1 protein-coding gene and 1 pseudogene are annotated in these 1,668 nt (G+C 26.7%); both read right to left on the reverse strand.

Annotated features, from left to right (window positions below; all coding sequences use genetic code 11):
- Positions 1-353, reverse strand: a pseudogene (locus ACI3VO_RS01890) (MORN repeat-containing protein); the annotation flags it as partial.
- Positions 354-478: 125 nt separating this feature from the next.
- Positions 479-1,345, reverse strand: coding sequence for a YitT family protein (locus tag ACI3VO_RS01895; RefSeq protein WP_439756283.1), 867 nt, complete (start codon positions 1,343-1,345; stop codon positions 479-481).
- Positions 1,346-1,668: the final 323 nt, after the last annotated feature.

Here is a 1,668-nt window from a genome sequence, read left to right on the forward strand (position 1 = left end):
CCGCATCCCTCCTTTAAATTATCTTTAAATTCGCCTATATACTCCAATTCATTTTCATCCTCTGTAAAAAATGTGTAAACTCCCAAACCGTTCATCTTGCCATTTTCTATTTTTCCTATATATTTATCTCCATTTGTAAAATAATAAATCTTAGCCTCATTACAAGTAAAATCTACCTTTTCATCTGTAAGAGCTCCCTTTTCAATTAATCCGACTTCTTCTTCAGTGGCTTTTATATCTTTTTTTAACGCTCTTCTTTTTATACTTTGTGCATGTCTTACCTTTTTTTTAGCTTCATTTATAGATTTTAAATAATCGTTATATATATTAATATTGTTTTTTACATCACTCATATAAAAGGCTCCCTTTCTTTAAAATAATAAATTTATACTATTATTATATATTCATAATACTTTTATAACAATAAAAAACAGACAGTATCAAAGTTAAAATTGATACTGTCTGATATATTTAAATTTTATAAATATCTTTCTTTAAAGCCTTTACCTTTTACTTCATTTACATCGTTTACTGATATAAATGCTCTATTGTCGTATTTAAGAGCTATTTCCTTTATTTTAGGAATTTCCTTTGATAGGGCTACACAGTATATGATTTTTTTCTTCTCATGTGTATATCCGCCTTCTGCATCTAAAAATGTAACACCTCTGTCTAGGTTTTTCATTATATCATCTGCAATTTCTTCAGATTTTCTAGTAAATACCATTACTGATTTTTCATCAAAGAATGCATCCTTTACTACTGACATTGTCTGTGCATTTAAAAACATACATATAAGTGTATATAAAGCTAGATGCATTCCAAATAAGAAGCTTCCACATAAAACTATAGCCACATTTGCTGCTAAAGCTGTATTTTTTACTGGAACATTTCTCTTTATTTTTAATATTGCCCCTATAATATCAGTACCACCTTGAGATGATTTAGCTCTAAAAGTAAGTCCTACACCTACTCCACATAGAATTCCTCCATATGCACTTTGAAGTAAAATATCATTTATATTTATATAATTTCCTATATCTTGTGTTATACCTAATATAAAAGAGAATAATACCATATTGATTAAACTAGTAATACAAAAGTCCTTTTCTAAATATATAAACCCAAGCACAAATATTGGTATATTAATTAAAAATGTAAGTAAACCGACATTTATATTTGTGATGTAATTGAGCATAGTTGCAAGTCCTGTAACACCTCCACTTAAAAGATGTGCTGGTCTTATAAATCCATTAATCCCTATACTAGATATGATCATACCTGTTAAAATCACACTGTATCTAAAAAATATATCTTTCCCTATAACCTTATTAGCTTTACTCATAATATCCACTTGTCAAAATTGAACCCCTTCTTTTTATTTTGACATTCTCCTTTCCTTTTTAATTATTTCTATCCATCGTTTTTTACTATTATTCCTTCGTTTTGCTTTCTTACCTATTATTATAGTATCTTTTTTTTATCTGTAAAGTGCAATTTTCCAGTCATTTTCCTATAATCTGATATTATTTATGCAATTTTGTATTTCAAAAATTTTTTCTATCTTTATTATGATTTTTATATTTTTTTTATTTCATTTTTAAATTTAGAAATAAGAATTTTACTCGTAAAAAGTCTGATTTAAGAAGGTTTTCGAAGTTCAACTTT

Source organism: Intestinibacter sp., from assembly GCF_051866655.1.
Taxonomy (GTDB): domain Bacteria; phylum Bacillota; class Clostridia; order Peptostreptococcales; family Peptostreptococcaceae; genus Intestinibacter.